This is a genomic window from Mycolicibacterium novocastrense, from assembly GCF_001499835.1.
Lineage (GTDB): Bacteria > Actinomycetota > Actinomycetes > Mycobacteriales > Mycobacteriaceae > Mycobacterium > Mycobacterium novocastrense.
In genome coordinates this window covers 1-22,090 of the sequence record NZ_LQIH01000026.1, presented here as the reverse complement: position 1 = coordinate 22,090, position 22,090 = coordinate 1, and the positions used below count along the sequence as shown (strand labels likewise).

The following is a 22,090-nucleotide window of genomic DNA, read 5'->3' as shown; positions in this document are numbered from 1 at the left end:
ATCATGCCGCCGGAGGCAGCCCGCCGCCGCACTCTCGCCGCCAGTCGACGAACGCCTCCTGCAATGAGAACTCGGAGGCGAAACCGATGTCGGCCAGTTGATCAGAGCTGATATTCGTGTCCAGATGGAGCTTCTGTACCCGCCGCGGATGAAGTCCGAAACGGGAGCCCGAGGGGTCGAGCAAGGCGAAGGGGGTCGCCGCCGCCAGGGCGAGACGATAGGGAACTGTCGGCGGTCGGTAATCCCAACCCCAGGCTTTGTTGATGGCGTCGACGTGGTCGCCGATGGTGGTCGGCTGTGGGTACACGGCGTGATATGTCTCGTGTGGCCCGTCATCGTCGATGAGGCGAACCAAAAGGCGCACCATGTCTTTGAGGTAGATACAGCTCTTCACCGTGTCGTTGCGGCCGATGTAGGCGAAGCGGCGCCGGCTGAGCCCGTGAATCAAACGCCGCATGTTTCCCTGATCGGCCGGGCCGAAGACCACCCCTGGCCGAACGATGCGCAGGCGGCGTCCGGGCTTTGCGGCCTGCCAGGTCCGCAGTATCTCCTCGGCCTGCAGCTTGCTCGCTCCATATGCCGTGTCGGCGTCGCCGAAGTCGCCTTCCGAGCGCCGCCACGGACCGGCGGCGAAGACCATCATCGAACTGGTGAAGACGATGTTCCGCACCCCTGCCTCGTCGGCGGCCTGACAAAGGCGGCGCGTCGCCTCGGCGTTGTTGGCGAAGTAGTCCCGCCAGGGAAAGCCCGGCTCCTTGGAGAGGGCGGCGAGGTGCACGATCGTCGGCGGGCAGGGGCTAGGCAGATGTTGCCCCTCGATCGTCGTCAGGTCGAGACGTAGCGAATCGGCGCCCGGCTTCGCGGCCCGGTCGAGACCCACGACGCGTCGGCCGGTTTCACGCAGATGCGACGACAGCGCGCTTCCGATGAAACCCGCACTGCCCGTAACCAATACGGCTTCGTCGGAGGTCATGTCACGGAAACTCCGTGATGGTGTCACCGCGATGGGCGGTGGACGACGGGATGGTGATCATTCACCCTCTGCGCTGTGGTTGCCGACGATTCCATGCCGCTCGACTGCGGGCTGGACTTTACGCCGACGCAGGAACAACGCCACCGCTAGGACCGCGATGGCGAGGGCGGCGGTCACCCCTCCCACCATCGCGCCTGTCTTCAGCCATGAATCGGTGCTGGACTGCGGCGGCTCGAAGACGTTGCCGGCCGGCCGGACCGCGACTTCGGTCGGCGTGCCCGCCACGCCCGCGGCGAGCACATCCCCGGTCAACTCGGACCAGTCCTTCACTGCCCCATCGATATAGCCGAAGAGCGGGTCCACCAACGTCCACTCGGCCGTCGTCGTGACAAGGACGACCGAGCGGTTGCGCGCCGCATCTGCGAAAGCCTGAATGGAACCAAGCCCGCCATCGATGTTGAGCTGCAAATCGTCCGGCAGAGCGAAGTTCACGCTCGAGCCGTCACCGGCCACTGGCGGGTTGAGTGGAAGCTGTTGCAATGCTTGGGATTTAGCCACGATGAGCGCGCCGGAATTGGCGTCGGCGGCGGTCTGGAGATCAACCACCTGCGGCTTCAGCTCCGCCCGGGTGAGGCGCGCGATCGCTGCCACGACCCGAGCGGCGTAGGCGATCTGGTCGGGTCCGCTGCCGTCGAGCGCGACCACGAACATGGGGCCGAACTCGGATGGGAAAGCAGCAAAGCCGCCAAGCGGATTGCCCCCACGGTGCATGGTCAGCGTCGACCGTGGATCGATTTGGAATGTGATGGGTGCGATCAATGTTCCGCACTCTTGCCGCGGGGTGTAGGTCAGCGCGAGCTCCATATTGATCCACTGCTCATCGAGCATCTGGCTGCCGAGGTCGAACGTCGCGTCCAGAAGGCCGGTGTCGTCGAGCATCGCTCGGTAGACGATGAGTCCGTCGGCTTTGATCACGACGGTTGCCGCGTCATCTTTTCGTACAGGCGTGTAATCGGCAAGCAGATGGACTTCCACGCTGTCGGAGCGAGGACCCAACAGTGTCCGATCGATTCCGACCCGCAGAGTGCTCGATCTGATGACGGCGGCTTGGCCCCCTACCTTCAATTGGCTGAACGTCAGCGTGTCGCCGGGGACGGGTGCTTCCGACCCCACTTTGTCGACGCGGGCCGTGGCCGTCTGCGCCAGCGGCTGCAGGCTGTTGACGAGAAGTGCCATCTGCGACGAGAGTTCGTCACCGTCGCCCGACACCCGTAGGTAAGCGTCCGATGTCCCCGCGTTCTCGAGGCGCAGGCCGGCGGGGCCCGTCTCCACGACAACCGCACGGGCCAGCCCGGATGTGGGCGGGGGGGCCGCCCCACGCGGTTGATTGACGACCGCGATATCCAACTTCAGGGCGCTGTAGATCCGCGCCAGCGTGGACACCAGTGTCAGCACCCCTTGCTGTTCGGTGGCGTTTGCGTCGGTTGGAGCGTAGATCGTGACCCGCTCGAGTACTGGGGGAAAGAAATTCGCGATCGTGGTCACCGGGGGTTGATTCCCGGTGAATACTGTCGCGAGGTCGCTGAGAGTCAGCCGCTGGGTGGGACCACAGACTCGGTCAGCGCCGTCCAGCGCACGGAGCGTGAATGACACGTCGATCGCCGAAGCCTGAGTCTGGGCCCCCGAGATGTCGACGTCCAAGGGTGTCACTGCCGAAGCGCCCACCGAGGGCGGCAGGTTGACAGCCGCCAGGAACTTGCCCTCACCGTCGGTGATTTCGAGGTAGCCGGAATCGACGTTCATCGGTGCGTGGATCAGGCCCTGCAACCGGGTGGCGCGCAATCCCGCAGGCACCTGCACAGTGAAGCTTTGGCTGCTGTCGGGATACAACTCCAGCCCCGGTTGCAGCCCGAGGTCAGGCCACGAGAGAGTACGCGATGCCGCATCCCCGTCAGGGGGCGGTGCGGCCGGGTCGGCGGCGTCATTGGGCTGCGCATACGCCGAGCCGGCAACCGCGAACACGAGAACTGCCGGCAGACACAACGACATCGCCCGGGTCAGCGTTTGCCGCACTGCTGCGATCATCACCATTCGCTGGAAAAGGGGTCGACGCCCGAGCCGTGAACCGGCAACCAGACTGAACCGATCGAGTGCACGCTTTTCTACTTTCGAGAGGTCGAGCTTCTTACTCGCAACAGGGTTGGGATTGTACTGGCGGACAGGGTTTATTGAGCGTTAATCCGAGTCCATCTACGAACGGTTTCAGCGTCCGTGACGGGGTCGTTCGGTCACGTGATCGGACCTTTCTTCGTCGTAGCGATCCCCGTCGTCGGCGGGTGCCGGGTTCTCGGCCTTGTCTGTCTGAACCAGCGCAACCCCGAGCAGCTTGGCTCCGGTCTGCCGTAGTTCGGCGGTTACCCGCAGCAACTCATCGCGTCGTGTGGTCACCGCATCCGCGACGACCACAACGTTCGGGACGTACTGCGTGAAGCGCGACGCCTCGTTCGAGTTCGCGACGGGCGGGGCATCGACGATGACTGCATCGAAGTCGCCGACGAAATCTCGCATCACGTTGTCGAACTGCTTGTCGGCGAGCAACCTACCGATGTCGAAGGCGCCTTCGCCCAAGGGGACGACGGTGAATCCGCCCCACCTCGAAGCGAAGAACGACTCGTCGAGTCGAACCCGACCGGATACCAGGTCGGTGATCCCCCAGCGCTGCGCGATGCCGACCTGCGCGGCCAGACGTCCACCCCGGAGGTCGGCGTCGATGAAGGCGACCCGATAACCGGCTTCGGCGAGCGCACCGGCGATGGAGGCGCCCACCATCGTCTTGTCGGTGGCACCGGCCCGGGGTGAGGTGACCAACACGCGCGCGGGCCTCTCGGCGACCCCGTCCAGAACGTCGACGGCGATCCGATGAACGATGCTCTGCAGTTGAGGTACCTGCTCGCTGAACGGCGACAGGCCCCGGGCTTTGGTGTCCCGATCTTTCGGAATGCCACCGAGATACGGCACCCCCAAGGCGGTGACGTCACGCCCGTTTCGAACTCGGGTGTCGAAGATGTCCACGACGACCGCGGCGAAGACAGCGGCGACCGCCGCCACCACGAACGCGATGGCCAGATTCAGTAACACATTCGGCGACGAGCGATGTTGTGGCGGAGTGGCCGGCTGCAATACCGCGACTTGGATGACCATCGCCGAGCCTTCGAGATTGGCGACAGCGACTTGCATCTGACCAGCGATCCGATTGGCGATCGAAGCGGCCTTCTCCGCCGTCGGCGCGGACACCGACAGGTCGATCACCGAGGTGTCCGTCGGGATCGTGACTTCCATCTCCTCGACGAGCTGGGGCACGGTCACACCCAGACCGAGATTGTCGATGACGGGCTGAAGGACCGGATCGGTGGTCACCACTTGCGCATAGGTTTTCATGCGGGACGCCAGATACAACCCGGCGATCTGGCGGGTTTCCATCGACGAATCCGGTGGCAGATTGGGCGTGAACACCATCTGGACGGTCGCCGTGTAGGTGGACGGAAGGAGGAATCCGGCTCCGCCGAGCGCTGCCGCAACCAGAAAGAAAGTGCCCAGGAGTACCAGCCAACGCCGCCGCAGGAGGCGGCAGTAGCTGCGAAGATCCATATTCCACCCGACGTGTCGACACCGAAATGCGAAGCGTGCGCGTACGGTGCGGCCAGCTCCTCGAACTGACAATAGCGGCGAACCGCCCGAATGTATTTGTCAAGTGTCAGCAACGCGACGGTGTCGTGATCCCGCCGCGACGTGCGCTCGCCGAGCTTGGCCTGAACGCCCGGGCGTCGCCGTACACTCAGTGGCGATCTCGCTACCGACCGGGGAGGCTCGTGGATCTCAGCGCGTCAGGACCGACACTGCATCGTGGCGGACAGAGTAACTGGATGATCGCCGAGCAGGTGCTCGACTTCTTGACCAGACACGTCAGCGAGGACTCCGTCACGGTGGAGACCGGCGCGGGCTACTCGACCATCGTGTTCTCTGCGCTCGGAGCTCAACACACGGCCGTCACACCCTCCGCCGACGAGGCCGAGAGGATCACCACCTACTGTGCCGAGCAGGGCATCGCAACGGACCGGACGAAGTTCGAGATCGGATACTCCCAAGACATCCTGCCCCGTCTCGAGATCACCGACCTCGACCTCGCCCTCATCGACGGCGGACACGGGTTCCCGATCCCGGCGATCGACTACTTCTACCTCGCGCCCCGCCTGCGTATCGGCGGATATCTCCTGATCGACGATGTCGACGTCTGGACCGGCGACATGATCGTCAAGGTGCTCAAACAGGAGCCCGAATGGAAGTTCGGGGGCAAGCTGGCCCGGCGTACCGCGGTATTTCAAAAGACCGCGCCGTTCGTGGCGCGCGAATGGTGTGACCAACCGACTGTGGTCGCCAAGAGCCGGGTTCGGATGTTCGTCCGCAAGGCCGCCAACGGCACCGAGCACCTACTCAAGGGCGATTTCAAAGGCGTGCGGGAACGTATCCAGCGAGCCCGCAACCCACAATGACGTTGCTCATCGTCTCCCCGCTGCACAATGAGGTTCACAACGTATCGGGCCTCGTCGCCACGGTCCGGGAGCAGCGATTCCGGGACTTCGATTGGGTGGTGGTCGACGACGGCAGTACCGATGGCACCGCCGAACAATTCAAGAAGGTCGACACCGAGAACCTGGCCACCGTGTTGTCGAAAGCCAATGACGGCGGCCTGATCGGCGGGTCTGACTTCAGCTCATGGCGTTTCGGTGTTGCGAGCGCGCTGCCGCGGAAACCGTATACACACGTGATGAAGCTGGACGCCGATGTGCGAATGGCCCCCGACTACCTCGAACGGGTGATGGAACTGGCTCGCGACCGAGTCGGTATAGCGGGCGGCGTGATCGTGACGAAGGGCATGACCGAGCAAAAGTTCCATGTGCCGGGCTCGGTCAAGCTGTACTCGATGGACGCGTTTCGGGCGACCGAGTCGATGCCGACAGCTCTTGGCTGGGATGTGCTGGACGAGGTGGTGGCGAGCATGGCGGGATTCGAAACGCGCGTGGACGCCGACTCGCATTTCGAGATGGTGCGCGCTGTGGGCGCAAGCGAAGGACAGGTCCATGGGCGATACCGCAATGGTCGCGTCTGCCGGTGGACCGGCTACTCATTTCCCTACTTCCTCTTGCATTGCGGCCGCTATCTTGTTCGGCGTCCCTACGTTGTCGGATCATTCGCAATGCTGTTGGGCTACCTCCGTGCGGGCAGCGGGCCGTTCCCGCCGGAGGTGAAGCGCACCCATGCCCGGATGCAGCGTGGGAAGCTCGCGCGGGCCTTGCGCAACCCGCTGGGTTTCTGGCGCGACGCCTACAAGATCTGAGCAGAAGCGTTGAACGCCGAATGTTCGCCGAACGCGGGTTCGGCTTCGAGCAATTCGCGGACGATCGTGGACGCAGAGCGTCGGCCGTCCATGCCGACAAGTGCGCGGTAACACGCGATGTGCAGGGCGATCCCCGTCGACCAGTCCCACCGGGAGAGGTCAGGTAATCCGGCGGGCGGGGTCCGGCCGAGCGCCTCGCGCAACGTCTCCGCGGTCAACGGGCCTTCGTACAGCATCAGCCACTGGGCACCGACGTCGCGTGCAATAGCCCCGTTGTACGGACTGCGCTGGGCGAGAACCGGCCGGCCGACGCTGAGCGCGTAGACCAGTGCCCCCGAGTTGTGCATGCGCGGATAGGGAAGGCACACAACTCGATGCCGAAGAATTTCGGCCGCGAGTTCCTCCTCCTCGCGGTGCCGGATGTCGAGAGTGGTCGAGGGGGTGCCGACCGTCATCGCGCGCAGCGACTGTTCGTAGTCGTCATCGATCGCACGCCCGGTGATGGTGAGCGTCGCATCGGCGTTTCGCGCTGCGGTGATGAGGGATTCGATCGCCTTGTACCTCCGCAACCACCCGAACAAGAGGACGTCTCGCTCGGGTTGCCGCGGTGAGGTGTCGATGTCACGTCCTTGCAGCCATGCGCGGTAGTCGCCGTGCAGGATGACCACGCCGAGTGCAGGATCGTTCTCCTCCGACTCGTTGAGGTAGATACGGAGTGTGATCATCCGCTCCAGCGCGCGCAAGAGGAGCCGCTCGACGCCGCGATCCGCCTCGTGGGAGGCGAGGTCGTGCACCGTCCAGACGACAGGCACGCGGCGTGCCCGCAACCGGGCGAGCAGTATGGCCGACAGGATTCTCTTGACGATCGTCTTGGCTCGTCCGTTGGCGCGGTAGAGCTGGTAGGGCCAGTGCACATGGAATACGTCTGGGCGGGAGAACAACGCAGTGCGCCACGACAGCGGTTCGACGTCGATCTGCTCGCTCAGACCGGCGATCAGCTGCTGTAGGTAGGGATTGTCGTCGGCTTTGAGCGGTCCCGTCGACATCAAGACCGTCAGTCGCGGTCCGCTCATCCGTTGCTCCTTCCCCGCCGTACGCTGCGGACAAGCGTCAACAGGACGCCCATGTCGTGACGGTAGCTTTGAAGCGCCATGGCGGCCAAGCAAACTCCGACAAAAGCGATCGTCGCGACCAGCAGGGCAGCGAAATCGGGCAGCTCGCCGGTGAGGTGGCCCGTACCCCACGCGGCGCCGGCCGCGATCGCGAACAGGATCGCGGGCCGCGCCGCCGGAAGCAGGACGAGGGCCGGAGGAACATTGGCACGAGGAACCGCATAGAAGGCCGCCGAAACCAGTAGGAGCGCTTGCCCGACTGCGACGGCGAGCGCTACCCAAAACGGTCCCTGCGTGGCGGCCGCGACGATGAGTGCGATCATGACGAGGCGCCCTCCGAGTTCGGTGGCGAGCAGGAGGCCGGTCCTACCTTGCGAGAGCAGCACCCAGTAGGGAACCCATCCGATCGCCTCCAGCGCGCCCGCGAGGCAGAGCACGCGGAGCAACGGAACGGCCTCTTGCCAGCCATCACCCAGAACAATCGGGACCAGCCAGTCTCCGGTGCCGACCACGAACGACAGCAGCGACAGCAGGAGTGCGGCCAGCGCTAGTTGTGTCTTCTTCACCGCGTCGAGATATCCCGCTCGGTCACCTTGGAGTCTCGAGAGGTAAGGGAGGACGACACGGGTGAGCGGGATGGCCACCTGCTGGGCGGGGATACGGGCGATCTGGAAGGCCCGGTTGTAGAAGCCGAGCGTGGTGGCGCCCCACACCCGCCCGATGACGACCTGGTCGATGTTGGTCGACACGTAATTGATCAATTGCGTGAAAAATGTGTTCGCCCCGAAGGTGAGCAACGACCGCATGGGTGTGCCGCGGCGATACCAGCCTGGCCACCACTGCGCCCGCGCGATGATCACCGCATTCGTGACGACCGCTGCGATGACCTGCATGGCCACCAGCGCCCAGTACGACCACCCGACGAGCGCCCCCACCAACGCCACGGCGAATCCCGATGCCTGGCCGAGCAAGTCGGCGGCGGCTATCACACCGAAACGCAGTTCACGATTCAGTTCGGTACGGAATTGCACCGAGACACCGTTGAGCAGGAACACCGAGGCCAAGATGGCGGCGACGGGAGCGACGCGCGGATCGCCGTAGAACGCAGCGAGGGGGTGAGCTGCGACGCATATCGAGACGGCCAGGACGACGCCGATCCCGCTGTTGCACCAGAAGAGGTTGCTGCGCTGGTGCGCGTGCAATTCGTCGGCCTGCAACGCGGCGAGCGAAAGCCCGAAATCACCGATCACATAGGCGACGCCGACAGCGCCGGTGACCATCGCGACGAGTCCGAAATCAGCTGGGCTGAGCAGCCGCGAAAACACCACGAGCGCGAGCAACTGCACCGCGTAGCGGCCCCATTGGCCGCTCAGAGCCAGCAGCGCGTTGCCGCTCGCGGAGCGCCCATGTCCGGTTGACAACCGTTCCCCCGCTCGTCAGGCCGGTAACATCCACAAAGTACCCGTGTAGCCATCGTGGTGAGGTGGCCGGGCGGTGCGAGTGGAGGGTTGATGCACCAGAGGGGCCGCCTGGTCATCACTTCTGATGCTGCCGCCGTGTTCCTCATCGTCGTTTTGTGGTGCCGGGCAGTCGGATCCCGGATCGTGTTGTCGCTGACAGCAGACAAGGTGTTCGTCCCGGTCGGCCAGGATCCGATATGGCCGCCAGCCGCCGGCATGGTCTCCAGGCTGTCTTTTCTGTTGGCGGTGAGTATCAGCGTCGGCATCATCCTCTTCCGGATCAACGACGTCACCCGACCGGGCCTGTGGCGCATCGCGGTGCTGTTGGCACCCTGGCTCTGGATCCTGCTGCGTGACCTGTATTCCGGCGCGCCGACACCCGACGCCGTCCTCTACGTGCTGGTGGTCTTGGCAATCGCCGCCTTGCGTCCGCACCCTCGTGTGCTCAGAGCGCTGGGTGCACTCGTGGTTCTGACGGCCGTCATCGCCATTGGATTCGGTTTCCTGATGCCGGATGCCGGCATCCTGCATGACGCGGACGGGACGGTCCGCCACTCCGATAAGTCGCTGTTTCCGTCGTTGGGCCTGCTGCAAGGGATGTTCACAGCCGAGAACAATCTCGGCCTATATCTTTCGATCGGGATCGCCGCGGTCGTCACGCTGTCGCGCTGGTGGCTGCGGGTCCCCGGGCTAGCGGTCGTCGTGTTCGCGATTGTGTGGTCCTCCAGTCGAAACTCGATGTTCGCGACGGCATGCATGCTTGTCGTGGGCATCGTGGTGGGCATCATGGCGCACCTCGGATGGCGCCGAGCAGCGTCGGCGGTGGCACGTACTGCAACAACTGCCGCGGTGCTGACAATGTGCGCGCTGCCGATCATGGGATGGGAAGACGAGACGTTCACCGATCGCGGTCTGATCTGGAAGGGTGCGCTGACCGAGTGGTCGTCGCGGGAATTTCTCACCGGCCTCGGCAGTGACTGGTACGAACAAATCGCGACGAGCGACACATCTCCTTTGAACCTGGCCGCCTTTCATGGTCACAATCAGTTCATTCAGTTCCTCACTGTCGGCGGTCCGATATTCGCGTTTCTCGCTGTCGGATCGCTTCTCGTGCAAGCGTTCGCCATCACGGTGTGGAAGAGCCGCTACCTGACGGTCGGCGCCATGCTGGTGACCGGCATTGCCGTCGGCGGTTTCCTTGATGTGCCGCTGGGCTTCGTGGACACGGCGATGTTCTGGACCGTCACGATCGTTCCGCTTTCGGTGCTGTTCTTCGCGCGGCCCCGCGATACGCACCAAGAAAACGGTGCGCGATGAACAGCAGACCGACGGGGCCGGTTTCGTCGTGGTGGCGACGGGTGAAGAGACGAGAACGACACGCCATACTCACGACGGCAGCGGTTTCGGTTGTCGTTGTCCTGCTGGCGATCCTGGTGGTCGTCTATCCCGAGCAGCGGCAGCACACCCCTGAGGTGATAGGGGGCAGCACACCTGTGGGCACCGCGTTGTATCTCGATCCCCACATGCAGTCGATCACCGCGGCACGTGAGGATTCCCGTTTCGATCCGATTGCGCGGACGCCGCAAGCGAAGTGGTTCACTGACTGGTCCACCCCCGCGACAGCCCGCAGTGATGTCAGCGAGTACCTCGCCGGCGCGGCAGCGGCGAACGCGGTCCCGGTGCTCGTGCTCTACCGACTCCCCACACGTGATTGTGGCCCCATCGTGGAAAGTGGGGGTGCGCGCGATGAACAGGAGTACAAAGCGTGGGTCGACGGCGTGGCTGCTGCCTTGATGGGGCATGACGAGGCGATGGTCATCATCGAACCCGACGCACTGCCGGGACTGCCATGCCAGCAGGATGACCGTTTGAGCGTTCTGAGCTACGCGGTCGATGCGCTGTCGACGACCGGTGCGCGGGTTTATGTCGACGCCGGACATGAGAATTGGTGGCCTGCAGCCGAAATCGCGGACCGGTTGAAGAGGGTGGGCGTCGACAAGATTGCGGGGTTCAGTCTCAACGTCGCGAATTTCTATCCCGTCGAAGGTGAGGTACGGTTCGCCGAGAGCGTGCGGTCCGAACTCAGCAAACTGGGCATCACCGACTCGCATTACGTGATCGACATCGGGCGAAATGGTGCTGGCCCGCAGGACAGCCCATGCAACCCGCCGGGGGCCCGGTTGGGAAAGCCACCGCGGCTGTTCCAAGGCGGCGCACTCGATGGCCTTCTGTGGGTGAAAAATCCAGGACAGACCGACGGACCATGCCGGGGTGGCCCGGATTCCGGATTCTGGGCGCCCGCCGCGCTGAGCCTGCTCGGGCTGGAAGCGGATCAGGCGACGAGTTCTCGGGGTGATGCGACATGGGTTCTATTGGTCGCGGCCTGTGGTTTGGCAGCGGCCGGGCTCCTGTGCTGGGCCGGTGTCGGGCGGCGCCGGACGGGGTGTCGGTGCAGGTCGGCGCTCAGGCAGGGGAAGAATCGTTCGTCGTCTTCGCGTAACTGAAGGCCGGCGGTGTATAGCGGACCTCGAATTCATCACCGTCGACAACCCCTGCGCCGCAGGGCGATCCGCGAGATCCCGCCCTGCGCGCAGGGACCAGCCCGGCACGTGCCCGACAACCCCACCGCCGCCATCGAGTCGGTAGCGTCGGCCACCGCGCAAGAGGGTGATTGGTTGGAGCCGACGCCGACCGTACGATTGCTACGGCGACGTCGCCCGCGATCTGGAGTCTGCCTACGACGAGTGATCGGTTTCTTCTATGTGAGGAGTCCCGAATGAGGTGGGTCCGTCGAGGTCCGACAGCGGTCAAGAGCATGTACGAGCAGTGGGAAGTCGATCACCTCCAGCAGCTGTTCAAACACTTCAAGGTCGACTGCGTGTTCGATGTAGGCGCCAACGTCGGGCAGTACGCCACGATGCTGCGCGAGAAAGTCGGGTACAAAGGCCTGGTCGTATCGTTCGAGCCAGACCCGAGCGTAGCCGCCGAATTGACCAAGAAGGCGCAACGCCAGCCCCGTTGGGTGGTGGAGGAGCTCGCGATCAGCGCCGAGGATGGGACGGCGGAGTTCAACGTGATGAAGGAGAACACCTTCAGCTCGCTGAGCGCCCCCCGCCATGACGAGGTCGACCTCTTCACGGAGCTGAATAAAGTCTCCAAGACCGTCACCGTGAAAACGGAGAACCTGGCGACCACGGTCGACCGGCTCCGCGGGCAGTTCGGATTCTCGCGGCCGTTTCTCAAACTGGACACGCAGGGATACGACACGCAGATCGTGAGCGCGGCTCCGGAGGCAGTGAAAACGTTCGTCGGGCTCCAGAGCGAGTTGGCGATCAAGAAGCTCTACGCGGATTCCGTCGACTTCCGGGAGGCGATCACGATCTATGAGAAGTGCGGATTCGAGCTGAGCGCCCTGGTCCCGAACAATGCCGGCCACTTTCCGAGGCTCGTCGAGGTCGACTGCATCATGGTCCGCGCTGACTTGCTCTAAATGCTGCCGCGATGCCTAAGATCGCTTGGTGACGAGCGGGGGCATATGAAAATCGTCGTCCTTGGGCTGGGTTACGTCGGCGCCGTTTCCGCAGCGTGTCTGGCGTCGGACGGCCACCACGTGATCGGAGTCGATCCCAACCAGACAAAAGTCGACCTGATCAATGCGGGCCAGACACCAATCGTCGAAGCCGACGTCGGCGAGATGATCAGCGCGACAGTGAAGTCCGGCCGACTGCGCGCGACAACCGAAGTCGACGAAGCGATCCCGGGCAGCGACGTCTCGCTTATCTGCGTCGGGACTCCCAGTCAGCGCAACGGCAGCATCGACCTGAGCTTTGTACGCAGGGTGTGTGAGCAGATCGGCCGAGCATTGCGCGACGACACCACCTACCACGTCGTGGCGGCACGCTCCACGATGCTGCCCGGCTCCATGCGGGGTGTCGTGATCCCAGCCCTGGAAGCCTCATCCGGCAAAACCGCCGGCGTGGACTTTGGTGTTTGCAGCAACCCTGAATTCCTCCGGGAGGGCACCGCGGTGTGGGACTACCACCACCCACCGAGAACCGTCATCGGCGAGACGGATCCCAAGGCGGGGGAACTGTTGGCCTCCCTCTATGCAGGACTCGACGCTCCGCTGATCCGAACCCCGGTCGAGGTGGCCGAGATGGTGAAATTCGCTGACAACAACTGGCACGCCGTCAAAGTCGCGTTTGCCAACGAGATCGGCTCTATCTGCAAAGCAACCGGTATAGACGGCCGGCAGGTGATGGAGATCTTCTGTCAGGACACTAAGCTGAACCTATCGCCGTACTATCTGAAGCCCGGCTTCGCCTTCGGCGGGTCGTGCCTGCCCAAAGACGTGCGCGCACTTACCTACAAGGCTCGCGAGCTGGATCTCGACGTACCGCTTCTGAATTCGATCCTGCCGTCCAACCGCCAACAGGTGGAACGCGCCATAGCGATGATCACGTCGAAGGGCAGGCGAAAGGTCGGTGTGCTGGGATTCGCGTTCAAGGCCGGCACTGACGATCTGCGCGAATCGCCCGTCGTGGACGTGATCGAGCACTTGATCGGCAAGGGTTATGACCTCCGCTTGTACGACGACAACGTCAACATGGCGGCGCTGACGGGGGCGAACCGTGATTACATCCTCAATCACATCCCGCACATATCGCGTCTGATGGTGGACACGGTGGATGAGGTGATGGAGTTCGCCGACACTGTGTTGGTAGGCAACGGCGCCAATGAATTCCGGTCAGCCGTCGCCAACCTCCGACCGGGTCAGACCGTCATCGATCTCGTCCGGGTGATCGACCGCACCAGCGACGAGAACTACGACGGGATCTGCTGGTGAGCCCGAAGCGTGTCCTGATCCTCGTCGAGAACCTGCCCGTGCCGTTCGACAGGCGAGTCTGGCAGGAGGCGACGACATTGCAGGCTCATGGCTGGCAGGTCAGCGTCATCTGTCCGAGCGGCAAGGGCTACGAGACGACGCGGGATGTAATCGACGGAATCCATATCTACCGGTATCGCCTGCCCACGGAGGGAAGCGGGGCGCTCGGCTATCTGTCGGAGTATTCGACGGCGCTGTGGCACACCTTCCGCCTGGCCTTCCGCGTGCGAAAAGAACGTGGGTTCGACGTCATCCATGCGTGCAACCCGCCCGATCTGCTGTTCTTGGTCGGCTTATTCTTCAAAATCTTCGCCAAGACAAGATTTCTGTTCGACCACCACGACATCAACCCCGAACTCTATGAAGCCAAATTCGGTCGCCGCGATGCCTTCTGGCGATTGATGATCTGGCTGGAACGTGCGACGTTTCGGACAGCCGATGTGTCGATCGCGACCAACGAGTCTTACCGCCGTATCGCGATTGATCGAGGGGGTATGGACCCGCAGCGGGTATTCGTCGTGCGCAGCGGGCCTATGCTCGAACGCCTCAAGACACTGCCCCCGAAACCCGAGTTGAAGCGTGGTCGAAAGTACTTGGTGGGCTATGTGGGCGTCATGGGCAAGCAGGAGGGCATCGACCTTCTGTTGCTTGCGGTGAAGCACATCGTCCAGGACATGGACCGTCACGATGTGCACTTCGGCTTGGTCGGCGGCGGCACTTCGCTGGCCGAGATGCAGCAACTGGCGATCACACTCGGCGTCTCGGAGTACGTCACTTTCACCGGCCGCGTCCCCGACACCGAGCTTCTCGAGATGCTGAACACCGCAGATGTCTGTGTCAATCCGGACGTGGCGAATGAGATGAACGACAAGTCGACGATGAACAAAATCATGGAATACATGGCTCTGGGCAAGCCGATCGTGCAGTTCGACTTGACGGAAGGACGATACTCCGCCGGTGAGGCCTCCCTGTATGCCGAGAAAAATGATGCCGAAGACATGGCGCGAAAGATCGTCAACTTGTTGGATGATCCCGAAAGGCGCGCGCAGATGGGTGCGTTCGGTTTGGCACGCGTCCAGAATGAACTCGCCTGGCACTACGAAGTTCCCAAGCTTATCCGCGCATACGACGAAGTAATGTCCAAGCGTTAGAGATTCAGACCTCGTTTTTCCTCGCGATGAACTCGCGATGCCAGACTTCCAGTGAAAGCAACGTCCAGATGCGGGACTCTTCGTCACGGACGCCTCGCGAATGATCGTTCAACAGCCGGGCCACGATCTCGCCATCGAGGTTGTTTCCGACATACGACGAAGGTCCGGTGAGTAGGTCGAATGCCATTTCCCGTAAGCCGTGCCGAAACCATCGGTCCAATGGAACTTTGAAACCCACCTTCGGCCGATCGACCACGTCGTCGGGCAGATAGCGACGCGCGACTTCCTTGACCACCCACTTCGTTGTTCCGCCACGGACTTTGACGGCGCTCGGCAGGTCGAAAGCGAGCTCCACCAAACGGTGATCGAGGAACGGCGGGCGCGTCTCGAGTGAGGCTGCCATCGACATCCGGTCACCGCGCTCGAGCAGATTGTCGGTGAGCCAGACGCAGGTATCTGCAAACAGCATCCGGCGCAGGGCATCGCCACGCCCTCGGCTGTACGCACTCGGTGCGCCGCGCGGTGATCGGCGGCCGGTCAGCCGGTTCCGTTCCGTCACGGTGAACGGGGCGAACCACGCGCGTAGCCGATCCTCATACTTGCTCTCGCCCATGGCGCGGACGGCGATCCTGAGTCGAGACTTGCTCGCGGGCAGTGCGTGTTCCAAGCGGTCAAGCATTCCCAGTGAGGGGGCGGCACCGAGCCAGCGGGTGGCGCGGGCGAACTTGTACTTGGGGTAGCCGCCGAACAGTTCGTCACTCCCCTCTCCGCTCAGCACGACTTTGACCTGCTCGCGCGCTAGTTGTGCCAGCCGGAAGACCGCCACATCCGCCGGCTCGGAAAGCGGTCCGTCCCTGTGCCAACTCAGCTTCCCCCAGTTGTTCATGAAGTCATCGGCGGTGACCAGGACGTCATGGTGAATTGTTCCGTTGAGTTCGGCAACCTTTCGCGCCCAGACAGTCTCGTCAAGACGTTCGTCGCCGAAACTCGCGCCGAACGTATGTAGGTGCTGCCCCGGGTTCTCCCGCCTGGTCATGGCCGTCAACAGACTGCTATCGACGCCGCCGGAGAGATAAACGCCCACCGGCACATCAGCGACGAGGGATTCACGCACGGACGTTTTGAGCGCCTCATCGACGAAGTCAACAGCCTCCTGCGTCGTTACCGCGCGACGCGAGGGGCGGGAGGCCAACTCCCAGTACGCTGAGACGCGGACCCCGCCGTCGGAACCGAGCACCAGGTGGTGCCCTGGCGGAAGCTTGCGCACACCTCGGACGAGTGTGTGCGGGGCAGGTACTGCACGCTGCGCCAGGTAGTCATGGAGGCTGTCGTCGTCGATCGCAGGCGAATCGATGACCGGTAGCAGCGCCTTGATCTCGGAAGCGAAGGCGAACAGACGGCTATCCGCGTAGTAGTACAGCGGCAAGATGCCCAGCCGGTCCCGGAACACGTGAGTCTCGCCGGTTCGAGAATCGAAGACCGCGTAGGCGAACTGGCCTCGTAGACGATTCACTCCCGTCGGCCCGTATTTCTCGAAGACGGCCAGCAGAACTTCGGTATCACCTTGCGTCTGAAACGGATACGACGTCAGATCATGGCGCAGCTCACGATAGTTCAGTATCTCGCCGTTGAACACGAGATGCCGATGCCCGCTCGCGTCGACCATCGGCTGGTGGGACCCTTCCAGGTCGATGATCGACAGCCGCCTATGTGCCATACCGGTAGGACCATCCAACCAAAGACCCATCGCATCTGGCCCACGATGACGGAGCAACGTTGCCATCCGCGACAGCGTCTCGCGGTCAACGGACTGCCCGTCAAACCGTCGGAGCCCGGCTATCCCGCACATAGGGCAATCACGATGGCAGGATTAACAGATTCAAGTAAGGCTGTCGTGGTCTCGGTCGGCAATGGCGGTCGGCCCCTCGTCCAAATCCAAGAAACCGGCATGTGACGGCAGTACGTACTCGTTCGCCGAAGTCTAGCCTGCCGAACGACCCGCCGCGGGATGTCCCACCGGATAGCTCGCCGTCGGGTCCGCGGGAATGTCGACGACGGCGGCGAGCCCACGGTGATCGGATCCGGGCACCTCCACGGTGTACGCCGACGAGGCTGCGCAATTGCGCAGCAGGACATGGTCGATCCCGACCACCGACGGCAGCCACGGCCTGCTCGGGTAGCTGCGGGTCAGGCCCGCCCCGGCTTGTTCGGCGGCGTCGCGGTACCCCTCGTCCAACAGCTGACGGAAGGGTTTCATGTCGTAGGTCGCGTTGAGGTCGCCCGCCACGATGACCGCACCGGAGCCGGCGCTGTCCGCCAACTCCCGCAGCGTCTCGGGAAATCGGGCGATGTCGTTCTGAAACCAGCGCAGCGGCTGCACCCACGGTGCGGCGAGATGAACCGCGAGCACGGTGACGTCGAATCTCACCCCAGGAACCCGGATCCGAGTGCTCAGCATCGGCATCTGGTAGCCGTCGACGGTGCCGGAGGCCACGATCGGATTTCGACTCCACACCCCGATCCCATCAGCCGACGGGCGCGGCTCGATCACCCGGTGGCCGAAGATCGTGTCGAGTCCGGCACCCGACATGGCTTCGGTCACTTGCGGGGTCATCTCCTGTACCACCAGGACATCGGCCGCCGATGACGCCAACTCCACCACCGCCCGCGCGTCGGCGCCTCCCATTCCGAGATTCGCGGTGAGCACCCGCAGCGCGACCGTGGGGACACCGGTCTCCTCGGGACCGAAGTAGCGCGGCGCCACCACCGCGAGCATCACCACACACAGCCCCGCGGCCACGATCGTCGCCGCCCACCGCCGCGCCACCGCGAACAGCACCATCGACGCGACACCCGCCGCGGTCAGGTAGGGCGACGCCGCGGCCAGCACCAGCACGACCTCGCTGTCGACCGGCAGGTAGCGCGACACCAGCCCCGCGAACGCCAACGCGAATGCAAGCACGCCGAGAACCGTCGCCGGCACTCGAATCATGTTGTGCGTTTACGGTTCTCGTGCGATCTAGCCCAGACGACGCAGACGCGGCTCGAGGTCGCGCTGGAACAATTCGAGGAACCGGCGCTGATCGTGGCCCGGGGCGTGGAACACCAGGTGGTTGAGCCCCCAGTCGACGTAGTCCTTCACCTTCTCGACGGCTTCATCGGGATCCGACGCCACGATCCAGCGCTTGGCGACCTGCTCGATGGGCAGCTCGTCGGCGGCCTTCTCCATCTCGATCGGATCGTCGATGGAGTGCTTCTGTTCGGCGGTCAGCGACAACGGCGCCCAGAACCGGGTGTTCTCCAACGCCAACTCGGGATCGGTGTCGTAGGAGATCTTGATCTCGATCATCCGGTCGATCTCATCGGCGTTGCGCCCAGCGGCCTCCGCCCCCTCTTTCACCGCGGGGATGAGCTTGTCCTTGTACAGCTCCTCCCCCTTGCCGCTGGTGCAGATGAACCCGTCACCCGCGCGGCCCGCGTACTTGGCCACCACCGGACCGCCCGCGGCGATGTACACCGGAATTCCGCCCTCGGGCACGTCGTAGATCGAGGCGCCCTTCGTGCGGTAGTACTCGCCGTCGAAGTCGACCCGGTCGCCCAGCCACAGCTCGCGCATCAGCTTGACCGACTCGCGCAGCCGCGCGAAGCGCTCCTTGAACTCCGGCCAGTCGCCCTCGTACCCGGTGGCGATCTCGTTGAGCGCCTCGCCCGTGCCCACCCCGAGGAAGATCCGGTTCGGATACAGACACCCCATCGTCGCGAACGCCTGCGCGATCACCGCGGGGTTGTACCGGAACGTCGGGGTCAACACCGACGTCCCGAGGATGAGGTTCTTGGTCCGCTCACCGACCGCCGTCATCCACGCCAGCGAGAACGGCGCATGGCCGCCCTCATGGCGCCACGGCTGGAAATGGTCACTGACCGTCGCGCTGTCCATCCCGTGCGCTTCGGCCGCCACGGCCAGCTCGACCAGTTCCCGCGGCGCGAACTGTTCCGCCGACGCCTTGTATCCGAGTTTGAGTTCAGCCACGGGTTCGTTTCTACTCCCTTGCATAGACTCGCGGCATGGCAGCAGGCTTGAGCGCCATCACCGACACCGTCCATTTCGCCTACACCGACCTCGTCAACTGGACGCTGGTAACCGACGAGACGGGCGTGATGCTCATCGACACCGGCTTCCCCGGCAACCGCGACGACGTCCTGCAGTCGCTTCGTGAGCTCGGCTTCGGCGTCGACGATCTGCGCGCAATCCTGTTGACCCACGCGCACATCGACCATTTCGGCTCGGCGATCTGGTTCGCCGAGACGCACGCCACGCCGGTCTACTGCCACGCGGCCGAGGTCGGCCACGCCAAACGGGAGTACCTCGAACAGGCCTCTCCGGTCGACATCGCCAAGCACATCTGGCGCCCGCGCTACCTCACGTGGTCGGTGGCGATCACCCGTAAGGGCGGCATGCTACGCGACGGCATCCCCACCGCGCGGGCCCTGACCGAGGACGTCGCGGCGAAGCTTCCGGGCAGGCCGATGGCGATCCCGACTCCCGGACACACCGGTGGGCACTGCTCGTTCCTGGTCGACGGCGTCCTGGTGAGCGGCGACGCGCTGGTCACCGGGCACCCGCTCTCGACGCGCGGCGGCCCGCAGCTTCTGCCCGGACTGTTCAACCACGACCAGAACGGCTGCGTGCGCAGCCTGTCGGCTCTCGGACTGCTCGACACCGAGGTGCTGCTGCCGGGGCACGGGCCGGTGTGGCGGGGGTCGATTCGCGACGCGGCCGAAGCGGCGGCGCGCGCTTAGACCAGCTTCTGGTACCCGAGCAGGAACACCGCGGTCAGGCACAGCCCGCACGCGATCACGATGGTCGGCATCAGGATCATCGCGTCGAGTTCGTCGTCGTCGAGCACGTCGCTCTCGAACCGGCCGAACAGCACGCGCGCCAATCCCGTCCGGCGGAAGGTGTGCACCATGATCCGGACGGCCTTCGTCTCGCGGCGCCGCCCGATGAACACCCGCGACGCCACCCCGAACACGAACGTCAGCAGGCCGGCCGCAACCAGCAGCCAGCCGACCATCGTCTGCGATACCGCCACCATCACCCCCGGCGCCGCGCGGCTCATCGTGCTTCGCGCGACACCGGAGCCCAGCCTATAGGCCTGCCCGAAGGCCGAGGTGCTCTCTGAGCGTGGCGCCGGTGTACTCGGTGCGGAAGCTGCCCCGCTCCTGCAGCAGCGGCACCACCTTGTCGACGAACTCGTCGAGGCCGCGCGGCGTGAGATGCGGCACCAGGATCAGCCCGTCGCACGCGTCGGACTGCACGTGCAGGTCGATCTCATCGGCGACCTCGGTCGGGGTTCCGACGAACTGCTGCCTGCTGGTCACCGCGATGACGAGTTCGCGGATCGAGAGGTGCTCGGCCTCCGCCCGTTCCCGCCACGCTTTTGCCAGCGCCTTGGGGTCACCGTGGCGGACGCGACCCTGGGTCACCGTCGGGTCGTCGGCGGGTTCAACGTCGGGCAGCGGGCCGTCGGGATCGTATGCGGACAGATCGCGCTGCCAGACCTGCTCGAGCATGGTGATCGCGGTCGGGCCGGTGACCTGTTGCAGCCGGATGTGACGCGCCTTGTCGACGGCCTCCCGATGGGTCTCCCCCAGCACGAACGTCGCCGCCGGAAAGACCTTCAACTGGTCGGGGTCGCGGCCGAACGACTTCGCACGGTCCTTGACGTCGGTGTAGTACTTCTGCCCGGCCTCCAACGCCGAATGCAACGTGAACAACGCGTCGGCATGCTGCGCGCCGAACGTGCGCCCGTCGGCGGAGTCACCGGCTTGAAGCAGCACCGGGTGGCCCTGCGGCGGTGGGGGCAGCGTCGCAACGCCTCGCACGTCGAACTGCGCTCCGGTGTGTTCGACCCGGCGGATCCGGCCGGGCTCGACGTAGACGCCGCCAGCGGCGTCGGCCACCACCGCGTCGGGTGCCCAACTGTCCCAGAACTTCCGGGCGACGGTGATGAATTCCGCGGCCCGCTCGTAGCGGTGCGCGTGGTCGAGGAAGCCACCGCGCCGGAAGTTCTCGCCGGTGAACGCGTCCGACGACGTGACCATGTTCCACCCGGCCCGGCCGTCGGAGAGATGGTCGAGGGTGGCGAATTGCCTTGCCACCTCGAAGGGTTCGTTGAAAGTGGTGTTGATGGTGCCGACCAGTCCCAGCCGGTCGGTGACCGCGGACAGCGCCGCGAGCACCGTGAACGTGTCGGGCCTGCCGACGACGTCGAGGTCGTGGATGCGTCCCAGATGCTCGCGCAGCCGGAGGCCCTCGGCGAGGAAGAAGAAGTCGAACAGCCCCCGCTCCGCCGTCCGCGCCAGGTGCACGAACGAGTCGAACTCGATCTGACTTCCCGAGTCGGGGTCCGACCACACCGTGGTGTTGTTGACACCGGGGAAGTGGGCCGCGAGATGAATGGGCTTACGTTGCTTGCCTTCCCGTATGCGCACGGTCACAGGCCCCACCTCTTGGCGATCAGTTCGTGTGAGCGCAGTCGGTCGCTGTGCCGGTGACACACCGAGGTGACCACCAGCTCGTCGGCGCCGGTGGCCCGCCGCAGCGTATCGAGCTTCTCGGCGACTTCCTCTGCGTCACCGACGAACTGGGTCTCGGTGTGATCGCGGACGACGTCGAGTTGCGCCTCGGACAACGGTGTCACCGCGTCGGGATCGGGATACGGGACCGCGCCGTCACCGGCGCGGATCGAGTACACCCAGTGGCCGTAGCTCGACGCGAGATGGTGCGCGGTGGCACTGTCGTCGGCGACCACGATGTCCGCCGAAACCACCACGTACGGGTCGGCGAGCGATGGCGACGGTCGAAACGCGGCGCGGTAGGCGTCGACGGCGTCACCGCTCGAGCGGTGCCCGGTGAGGGCACCGGCCTGACGCCGTGGGTCTTCGGCAGCAGCGCAGGGCAGAGCGCGCGGGTGGCCGGGGAGCGGGGGTTGCCGTTCGTGGCCAGCTACCACATCACCCCCGCCACCGCGCTGGACGCCGTCGACGCCTACCGCGCCGCGTTTCGACCGTCGCCATCGCTCGCCGACCCGTACGTGGTGGTTTCGGCGGA

At 64.5% G+C, this 22,090-nt stretch carries 18 protein-coding genes and 2 pseudogenes; 9 read left to right on the top strand and 11 right to left on the bottom strand.

What is annotated here, in order from left to right; genetic code table 11:
• Position 1 precedes the first annotated feature (1 nt).
• The 3 genes from AU072_RS18545 to AU072_RS18535 all read right to left on the bottom strand — a co-directional run bounded on the left by AU072_RS18545 (position 2) and on the right by AU072_RS18535 (position 4,621).
• Complete coding sequence (locus tag AU072_RS18545) at positions 2-973, bottom strand: NAD-dependent epimerase/dehydratase family protein (protein WP_064415162.1); 972 nt, start codon at positions 971-973, stop codon at positions 2-4.
• Between the two features lie 57 nt (positions 974-1,030).
• Positions 1,031-2,683, bottom strand: coding sequence for a hypothetical protein (locus AU072_RS18540; protein WP_235629922.1), 1,653 nt, complete (start codon positions 2,681-2,683; stop codon positions 1,031-1,033).
• Between the two features lie 552 nt (positions 2,684-3,235).
• Positions 3,236-4,621, bottom strand: a complete 1,386-nt coding sequence (locus AU072_RS18535) for a hypothetical protein (RefSeq protein ID WP_064415160.1) — start codon at positions 4,619-4,621, stop codon at positions 3,236-3,238.
• A 275-nt stretch (positions 4,622-4,896) separates the two neighbouring features.
• On the opposite strand from AU072_RS18535, the gene AU072_RS18530 reads away from it, so the two are divergent.
• A complete protein-coding gene (locus tag AU072_RS18530) occupies positions 4,897-5,523 on the top strand; it encodes an O-methyltransferase (protein WP_064415159.1) in 627 nt (208 codons plus the stop codon).
• Positions 5,520-6,368, top strand: coding sequence for a glycosyltransferase family 2 protein (locus tag AU072_RS18525; protein ID WP_064415158.1), 849 nt, complete (start codon positions 5,520-5,522; stop codon positions 6,366-6,368). The genes AU072_RS18530 and AU072_RS18525 overlap by 4 nt, the downstream gene beginning before the upstream one ends.
• On the opposite strand, the gene AU072_RS18520 is transcribed toward AU072_RS18525, so the two are convergent.
• A complete protein-coding gene (locus tag AU072_RS18520; RefSeq protein ID WP_064415157.1) occupies positions 6,356-7,441 on the bottom strand; it encodes a glycosyltransferase family protein in 1,086 nt (361 codons plus the stop codon). The genes AU072_RS18525 and AU072_RS18520 overlap by 13 nt on opposite strands.
• Positions 7,438-8,901, bottom strand: a complete 1,464-nt coding sequence (locus AU072_RS18515) for a lipopolysaccharide biosynthesis protein (RefSeq protein ID WP_064415156.1) — start codon at positions 8,899-8,901, stop codon at positions 7,438-7,440. The genes AU072_RS18520 and AU072_RS18515 overlap by 4 nt, the downstream gene beginning before the upstream one ends.
• 207 nt (positions 8,902-9,108) lie before the next feature.
• On the opposite strand from AU072_RS18515, the gene AU072_RS18510 reads away from it, so the two are divergent.
• From AU072_RS18510 to AU072_RS18490, 5 genes are all read left to right on the top strand, one after another.
• Positions 9,109-10,257: an O-antigen ligase family protein gene (locus tag AU072_RS18510; RefSeq protein ID WP_165595621.1), complete on the top strand. Its 1,149-nt coding sequence runs from the start codon at positions 9,109-9,111 to the stop codon at positions 10,255-10,257.
• A 176-nt stretch (positions 10,258-10,433) separates the two neighbouring features.
• Positions 10,434-11,444 (top strand): glycoside hydrolase family 6 protein, encoded by a 1,011-nt coding sequence (locus tag AU072_RS18505; protein WP_165596292.1) that lies wholly within the window; start codon positions 10,434-10,436, stop codon positions 11,442-11,444.
• A 272-nt stretch (positions 11,445-11,716) separates the two neighbouring features.
• Positions 11,717-12,430 (top strand): FkbM family methyltransferase, encoded by a 714-nt coding sequence (locus AU072_RS18500; RefSeq protein ID WP_064415153.1) that lies wholly within the window; start codon positions 11,717-11,719, stop codon positions 12,428-12,430.
• A 45-nt stretch (positions 12,431-12,475) separates the two neighbouring features.
• Positions 12,476-13,786, top strand: a complete 1,311-nt coding sequence (locus AU072_RS18495) for a nucleotide sugar dehydrogenase (protein WP_064415152.1) — start codon at positions 12,476-12,478, stop codon at positions 13,784-13,786.
• Positions 13,783-14,976 (top strand): glycosyltransferase family 4 protein, encoded by a 1,194-nt coding sequence (locus AU072_RS18490; protein ID WP_235629921.1) that lies wholly within the window; start codon positions 13,783-13,785, stop codon positions 14,974-14,976. Before AU072_RS18495 ends, AU072_RS18490 begins: the two co-directional genes overlap by 4 nt.
• 4 nt (positions 14,977-14,980) lie before the next feature.
• Here the strand turns inward: AU072_RS18490 and asnB are convergent, their stop codons facing one another.
• From asnB to fgd, 3 genes are all read right to left on the bottom strand, one after another.
• Positions 14,981-16,825 (bottom strand): asparagine synthase (glutamine-hydrolyzing), encoded by a 1,845-nt coding sequence (asnB, locus tag AU072_RS18485; RefSeq protein WP_064415150.1) that lies wholly within the window; start codon positions 16,823-16,825, stop codon positions 14,981-14,983.
• Positions 16,826-16,957: 132 nt separating this feature from the next.
• The gene (locus AU072_RS18480; protein WP_064415149.1) at positions 16,958-17,968 is read right to left on the bottom strand and encodes an endonuclease/exonuclease/phosphatase family protein; all 1,011 of its coding nucleotides are present in this window, start codon (positions 17,966-17,968) and stop codon (positions 16,958-16,960) included.
• A 27-nt stretch (positions 17,969-17,995) separates the two neighbouring features.
• Complete coding sequence (gene fgd / locus AU072_RS18475; RefSeq protein ID WP_064415148.1) at positions 17,996-19,006, bottom strand: glucose-6-phosphate dehydrogenase (coenzyme-F420); 1,011 nt, start codon at positions 19,004-19,006, stop codon at positions 17,996-17,998.
• A 35-nt stretch (positions 19,007-19,041) separates the two neighbouring features.
• Between fgd and AU072_RS18470 the strand changes: the two genes are divergently transcribed.
• Positions 19,042-19,776, top strand: coding sequence for an MBL fold metallo-hydrolase (locus AU072_RS18470; RefSeq protein ID WP_064415147.1), 735 nt, complete (start codon positions 19,042-19,044; stop codon positions 19,774-19,776).
• Here the strand turns inward: AU072_RS18470 and AU072_RS18465 are convergent.
• The 3 genes and pseudogenes from AU072_RS18465 to AU072_RS28035 all read right to left on the bottom strand — a co-directional run.
• Positions 19,773-20,096, bottom strand: coding sequence for a hypothetical protein (locus AU072_RS18465; protein ID WP_235629920.1), 324 nt, complete (start codon positions 20,094-20,096; stop codon positions 19,773-19,775). The two genes, AU072_RS18470 and AU072_RS18465, sit on opposite strands and share 4 nt — an antisense overlap.
• A gap of 28 nt (positions 20,097-20,124) precedes the next feature.
• Positions 20,125-21,471 (bottom strand): NtaA/DmoA family FMN-dependent monooxygenase, encoded by a 1,347-nt coding sequence (locus AU072_RS18460; RefSeq protein ID WP_064415182.1) that lies wholly within the window; start codon positions 21,469-21,471, stop codon positions 20,125-20,127.
• 2 nt (positions 21,472-21,473) lie between these two features.
• Positions 21,474-21,872: pseudogene (locus AU072_RS28035) on the bottom strand (LLM class flavin-dependent oxidoreductase); the annotation flags it as partial.
• Positions 21,873-21,881: 9 nt separating this feature from the next.
• On the opposite strand from AU072_RS28035, the pseudogene AU072_RS28630 reads away from it, so the two are divergent.
• Positions 21,882-22,090: pseudogene (locus tag AU072_RS28630) on the top strand (LLM class flavin-dependent oxidoreductase); the annotation flags it as partial.

Excerpts from the sequence above, each read along its gene's own strand:
- AU072_RS18470 (WP_064415147.1), top strand. The coding sequence starts at position 19,042 with ATGGCAGCAGGCTTGAGCGCCATCACCGACACCGTCCATTTCGCCTAC.
- AU072_RS18520 (WP_064415157.1), bottom strand. The coding sequence starts at position 7,441 with ATGAGCGGACCGCGACTGACGGTCTTGATGTCGACGGGACCGCTCAAA.
- asnB (WP_064415150.1), bottom strand. The coding sequence starts at position 16,825 with ATGTGCGGGATAGCCGGGCTCCGACGGTTTGACGGGCAGTCCGTTGAC.
- AU072_RS18530 (WP_064415159.1), top strand. The coding sequence starts at position 4,897 with ATGATCGCCGAGCAGGTGCTCGACTTCTTGACCAGACACGTCAGCGAG.
- AU072_RS18480 (WP_064415149.1), bottom strand. The coding sequence starts at position 17,968 with ATGATTCGAGTGCCGGCGACGGTTCTCGGCGTGCTTGCATTCGCGTTG.
- AU072_RS18525 (WP_064415158.1), top strand. The coding sequence starts at position 5,520 with ATGACGTTGCTCATCGTCTCCCCGCTGCACAATGAGGTTCACAACGTA.
- AU072_RS18500 (WP_064415153.1), top strand. The coding sequence starts at position 11,717 with ATGAGGTGGGTCCGTCGAGGTCCGACAGCGGTCAAGAGCATGTACGAG.
- AU072_RS18545 (WP_064415162.1), bottom strand. The coding sequence starts at position 973 with ATGACCTCCGACGAAGCCGTATTGGTTACGGGCAGTGCGGGTTTCATC.
- AU072_RS18465 (WP_235629920.1), bottom strand. The coding sequence starts at position 20,096 with ATGAGCCGCGCGGCGCCGGGGGTGATGGTGGCGGTATCGCAGACGATG.
- AU072_RS18495 (WP_064415152.1), top strand. The coding sequence starts at position 12,476 with ATGAAAATCGTCGTCCTTGGGCTGGGTTACGTCGGCGCCGTTTCCGCA.
- AU072_RS18535 (WP_064415160.1), bottom strand. The coding sequence starts at position 4,621 with ATGGATCTTCGCAGCTACTGCCGCCTCCTGCGGCGGCGTTGGCTGGTA.